Source organism: Streptomyces niphimycinicus (genome assembly GCF_018883605.1).
Lineage (GTDB): Bacteria > Actinomycetota > Actinomycetes > Streptomycetales > Streptomycetaceae > Streptomyces > Streptomyces niphimycinicus.
In genome coordinates this window covers 1-5664 of the sequence record NZ_JAHLEM010000325.1, presented here as the reverse complement: position 1 = coordinate 5664, position 5664 = coordinate 1, and the positions used below count along the sequence as shown (strand labels likewise).

The 5664-nt window shown below is 70.1% G+C and carries 5 protein-coding genes; 2 read left to right on the top strand and 3 right to left on the bottom strand.

Features of this window, described 5'->3' with window-relative positions:
- Position 1 precedes the first annotated feature (1 nt).
- The 3 genes from KN815_RS27280 to leuA form a co-directional block, all read right to left on the bottom strand.
- A complete protein-coding gene (locus KN815_RS27280) occupies positions 2–934 on the bottom strand; it encodes an MMPL family transporter (protein WP_253209273.1) in 933 nt (310 codons plus the stop codon).
- Positions 935–1122: 188 nt separating this feature from the next.
- A complete protein-coding gene (locus tag KN815_RS27275) occupies positions 1123–1833 on the bottom strand; it encodes a TerB family tellurite resistance protein (protein WP_059146351.1) in 711 nt (236 codons plus the stop codon).
- 215 nt (positions 1834–2048) lie between these two features.
- On the bottom strand, positions 2049–3845 hold the full coding sequence (gene leuA, locus KN815_RS27270) for a 2-isopropylmalate synthase (RefSeq protein WP_216344559.1): 1797 nt from the start codon (positions 3843–3845) through the stop codon (positions 2049–2051).
- Positions 3846–4180: 335 nt separating this feature from the next.
- Between leuA and KN815_RS27265 the strand changes: the two genes are divergently transcribed.
- Positions 4181–5299 (top strand): M4 family metallopeptidase, encoded by a 1119-nt coding sequence (locus tag KN815_RS27265; RefSeq protein WP_253209272.1) that lies wholly within the window; start codon positions 4181–4183, stop codon positions 5297–5299.
- A gap of 27 nt (positions 5300–5326) precedes the next feature.
- A complete protein-coding gene (locus KN815_RS27260) occupies positions 5327–5593 on the top strand; it encodes a protealysin inhibitor emfourin (RefSeq protein WP_216344558.1) in 267 nt (88 codons plus the stop codon).
- Positions 5594–5664: the final 71 nt, after the last annotated feature.

Below are 5664 nucleotides of genomic sequence, written 5' to 3'. Positions count from 1 at the left end.
ATCAGCTCGCGTGTGAGTAGCGGATGTCGGCCGGAATTCGGTGAACGCCGGATCGCCCTGGCGGCGATCCGGCTTTCCCTGCCCTGCTCCGCAGGAGCTTCGTTTCCTCCCCCGGCTGAAGCCGGGGGTATCCACGAAAGAGAACCCCGATGACCGAGGAGCTCATGCTGGTGACGACGAGGTCGAAGCCCTGGACGAGGCCGTAGACGATCGCCATGGCGGCCATGGCGGCGGCCCCGACCACCCCCAGCGGAACCAGCCACAGCAGAGGGCTGCGATAGGTGATGATCAACAGCAGGGCGACCACTCCGGCGGTGGCGAACATCAGCGTGCCGTCGGTGGAGGCGAAGACCTCCTGGGAGTCGGCGCTGAGCGCCCCTGGACCGCCGACCTGGACGCTCAGGCCCTCGGGGTGGGAAGCCAGCTCGGCGCGGACGTCCTTGACGGCGTCCGCCCGCTCCTTCTCGTCCGTCACGCCGGTGAGCGCCATGGGGTACATCAGGGTCGTGCCGTCCTTGGACGGTATGGCGCGCGGCGCCTGCCCACCGACGATGTCGTGGCGCCCCGCCACCTCGGCGACCTTCCCGCCGGCCGCCTTACGGTCGGCGTCGGTCAGCCCGCCGTCGCGGTGGTAGACGAGGACGAGGTCGATGGTGTCGCCACCGGGCAACCGCTCCTGGAGCCGGGCCACCTGGGTCGAGTCGGCGCCCGCCGGGAGGTAGTCGATGGCCGTGTCCCGCTTGACGCCCTCGAGCTTGCCCGCGAAGGGGACGGCGACGAGGAGCAGCAGCACCCAGCCCGCGATGAGCGCCCAGGGCAGTGAGCGGCGCCGCTTGCCGCCGGGCGCGGGCCCGGAGGGCGGCCCGGCCGCGGAGGGCGGCGCCGCGTCCGGTTGTTGGGGATCGCTCGGGATCCCTGACGATGTCGTCTGCATGCCCCCAGGCTTCCGGCGCGGGGCGCCGATACGTCGCGCCGGCGGCGGAGACGGCGGCTACTGCGCCGGGGGCGGGAGGGGGCCGATTACTCCCTGGGGAGTAGGGAGGCGAACCGGAATCTCCGGTTCAGAACGCCGCCCTTGTCACTACTTCAGAACGCCTGACCACTTCAGAACGCCTGACCACTTCAGAACGCCGCCCGCGTCGCGGCCAGCAGCCGGGCCGTGTCGTCCGGGCAGATCATCAGGGCCCGGCCGACGGTCTCCAGCACCGCGCGCTCGGCCGGGCGGTACGGGCCGTCGGCCACGGCGATCCGGGCGCCCTGGAGGAGGATGGCCTCCCGGCCGGTGGGGGCCAGATGCGGGGCCAGCGGCTCCAGGGCCTCATGCAGCTCGATGGCCAGCGCCGTACCGCACGGGTCCAGCCCGTCGCGCTCGCCGCACGCGCCCGGGAGCCGCCCGGTGTCGGCGGCGAGGGCCTCGATGAGCGCGAGAAGCTGGTCCTCGCTGCAATCGGCGAACCCGGCGGCGCGCACCGCGCCGACCGCGACCTGCCGGACCGCCGTCGCCTCGGTGCCGCCCGCGGCCAGGACCGCGAGGGCCACGGTGTGCACCGCGTCGCGGAGCATCGCGGAGAAGCGGATGGTCGTGGGGTGGTCGAGGACCTCCGTGCCGTAGCGGCTGCCGCAGGCCGCGCATTCCACGATGGGCGCGACCGGTCCGCGTGGCAGCACGGGCAGGCCGAGCACCACGATGCGACGGCGGCCGGTACGGCGGCGGAAGTTGCGGTCACCTCCGCATTCCGGGCAGAAGAACTCACCATCGCCGACGGTCCGCCACAGAGTGCGCACGCCTACCACACACAGGTCCCGGTCACGGCGGGCTCGCCGGTGCACCACGTCACACCTCCATAACGCTTCGGCCACGTTGCCGCGTTGACGTGATGCTAGCCACATCCATGATGTGGCGTCAGTACCCCGAACGGAGACAACAGGCCAAACCCGAGGCCCCGCCCACCTCGATTGGTGAACGGGGCCCGTGTGGGTGACAAGGTCAACGGGGTGATGGACCCGCCGGATCCGCCGGATGAAAGATCATCCACGCATCTGAAAAATCATCGGCGCGCCCGGTTCACCGCGGAGACGACCGCCTTGAGCGAGGCCCGCACGATGTTGGCGTCGATCCCGACACCCCACAGCACCTGCCCGCCGATCGCGCATTCGATGTACGCGGCGGCCTGGGAGGCGGCGCCCTCGCTCAGCGTGTGCTCGGAGTAGTCCAGCAGCCGTACATCCACATCGATCGAGGCCAGGGCGTCGAAGAAGGCCGCCAGCGGGCCGTTGCCGGTGCCGGTCAGCACCGTCTCGGCGCCGTCCACGACCGCCTCGACGGTGAGCGCGTCGGTGCCCTCGCTGGTGGTGGACGTCTGCGCGCTGCTCAGCGCGATCCGGCCCCACCGGTTGTCGTCGGTCGGCAGATACTCGTCCTGGAAGGCCGCCCAGATCTGGCCCGGGGTGACCTCGCCGCCCTCGGCATCGGTCTTGGCCTGAATCGTCTTGGAGAACTCGATCTGCATCCTGCGCGGCAGGTCCAGGTTGTGGTCGTTCTTCAGGACATAGGCGATGCCGCCCTTGCCGGACTGGGAGTTCACCCGGATCACGGCCTCGTAGGAGCGGCCGACGTCCTTGGGGTCGATGGGCAGGTACGGAACCGCCCACTCGACCTCGTCCACCGTTTTGCCCTGCTCGGCGGCGCTCGCCTCCAGCGCCTCGAACCCCTTCTTGATGGCGTCCTGGTGGGAGCCGGAGAAGGCGGTGTAGACCAGATCGCCCGCGTAGGGGTGGCGCGGGTGGACCTCCATCTGGTTGCAGTACTCGGCGGTGCGGCGGATCTCGTCGATCTGCGAGAAGTCGATCTGCGGGTCGACCCCCTGGGAGAACAGGTTCATGCCCAGCGTCACCAGGTCGACATTGCCGGTGCGCTCGCCCTGCCCGAACAGACAGCCCTCGATCCGGTCCGCCCCGGCCATGATCGCCAGCTCGGCGGCGGCGACGGCGGTGCCGCGGTCGTTGTGCGGATGCACCGACAGGCAGATGTGCTCACGCCGGGACAGATGGCGCGACATCCACTCGAAGCGGTCGGCGTGGGTGGACGGGGTCGAGCGCTCGACGGTGGCCGGCAGATTGAGGATGATCTCGCGGCCCTCCTCGGGCTGCCAGACGTCCATGACGCCCTCGCAGACCTCCAGCGCGAAGTCCAGCTCGGTGTCGGTGAAGATCTCCGGGCTGTACTGGTAGCCGAAGACCGTCTCATCGCCGAGGATCTTGTCGGCGTACTCCACCACCAGCCGGGTGCCGTCCACCGCGATCTGCTTGACCTGCTCCCGGGTGCCGCGGAAGACGACGCGGCGGAAGGTGGGCGCGGTGGCGTTGTACAGGTGCACGGTGGCCTTGTGCGCCCCGCGCAGCGACTCCACGGTGCGCTCGATCAGCTCCTCGCGCGCCTGGGTGAGGACGGAGATCGTCACATCCTCCGGGATCGCGCCCTCCTCGATGATCGACCGTACGAAGTCGAAGTCGGTCTGACCGGAGGAGGGGAAGCCGACCTCGATCTCCTTGTAGCCCATGCGCACCAGCAGGTCGAACATCTCGCGCTTGCGGGCCGGGGACATCGGGTCGATCAGCGCCTGGTTGCCGTCCCGCAGATCGGTGGACAGCCAGCGCGGGGCGACAGTGATCCGGTTGTCCGGCCAGGTGCGGTCCGGGATGTCGACGGCCTCGTACTGGCCGTACTTATGGATCGGCATACCGGAGGGGCGCTGGGTGACGGTCGCGGCCGTGAGGGGCGTGGGACGCCCGACGGCGCTAGCGGGGGTCTGGGAATGGCCGGGCGTATCGGAGTGAGTCGTCATGGTGCGCGGGGCTCCTTGGGTAATCCGCTGTCCACAGGACGAATCCGCTGTCGCGGAGGTCCTGGGGCGGCCGACAGGGCGTGATCACTGCAACGCCGAACTCCGCGGGGAGGGGGTCGGCCTACGACTACAGGCCCTCGCCGCGGCAGCTAAGAAGAAGCAGCCCGAAACGCATGATGCCGAGCAGCCTAACCGAGACCCACCCGCGCGGCGGAACCCGTATCACCATGCGGACCGAAACATGGTCCGCGGAGGAATACACATCTTCCACTCGATTTCAGCAATCATGACCGCAAGGCGTGACACCCATCTCACACGGTGCGACATTGCCAGCCATGGACGCCAACGCCAATGCCTCCGCTGCCTCCGCGCAGGCCCGCACTCACCGCCGTGGCACCTTCTGCACGATCGTGCCGCCGCATGTCCTCGACAAGCTGTCCCATGCCGAGGACCCCTCGCTGGCCACTCCCGCCCGCCGCACCCTGGAGCACGACGCCCTCCAGCGCACCCGCCGCCGGATCACCACCGTGCGCGGGGTCCCCGCCGCGCGGGCCGCCGCCCCCTCCGACAAGCCCGAGCGCACCATCTACGACGCCGAGCGCAAGACCTCGCTGCCGGGGAAGAAGGTGCGCGGCGAGGGCGGCCAGGCGAGCGGCGACGACTCGGTGAACCGCGCCTACGACGGGCTCGGCGCGACCTTCGAGCTCTTCCTCAAGGCGTACGGCCGACGCTCGATCGACGACTCCGGCCTGCCGCTGAACGCGAGCGTCCACTACAGCGAGGACTACAACAACGCCTTCTGGGACGGCGAGCAGATGGTCTTCGGCGACGGGGACGGCGAGGTCTTCCTGGACTTCACCATCCCGGTCGACGTCATGGCCCACGAGCTGACCCACGGCGTCACGCAGTACACCGCCAACCTCGAGTACTTCGGCCAGTCCGGGGCGCTCAACGAGTCGCTGTCCGACGTCTTCGGCTCACTGGTCAAGCAGCATGTGCTCGGCCACACCACCGAGCAGGCCGACTGGCTGATCGGCGCGGGGCTGCTGACGGACCGGGTCACCGGAGTGGCCCTGCGCTCCATGAAGGCCCCGGGCACGGCGTACGACGACGATGTGCTGGGCAAGGACCCGCAGCCGGGCACGATGGACGACTACGTCCGCACCTCACGCGACAACGGCGGCGTCCACATCAACTCCGGCATCCCCAACCACGCCTTCTACCTCGCCGCCACCGCCCTGGGCGGCAACGCCTGGGAGCGCGCCGGGCAGATCTGGTTCGACGTGCTGACCGGCGGCGATCTGGCCTCCGACGCGGAGTTCGCCGACTTCGCGCACCTTACGGTGGCCGCGGCGCACGCCCGCTACGGCGAGGGCGAGGAGCAGACGGCGGTGCAGGAGGCGTGGGCCGGGGTGGGCATCACCGATCTGCGGGCCCGCGTGGGCGCGCGCTAGGGCACGCCATCGGGTAGTGATGGAGCCATGCGCATCTCCGTCACCCGCACCGGCGGTTTCGCCGGAATCGAGCGCCGGGCCGAGCTGGACACCACCGGCCGGCCCGACGCCACGCATCTGGACGCCCTGGCCCACCAGGCCGTCGAGACCGGCCACATCACGGCGGCCCGCGGCGTCCCCGACGGCTTCCACTACGAGATCACCGTCGACGCCCGCACCGTCCACGCCGCGGACCCCCATCTGAGCGACGCCCAGCGGGAACTGATCCGCACGGTGCTGAAGGAAGGGGCGTAGGGCCGCTCAACGGGGGCTCAGAAGCCCAACTTCCGCAATTGCTTCGGATCGCGCTGCCAATCCTTGGCGAC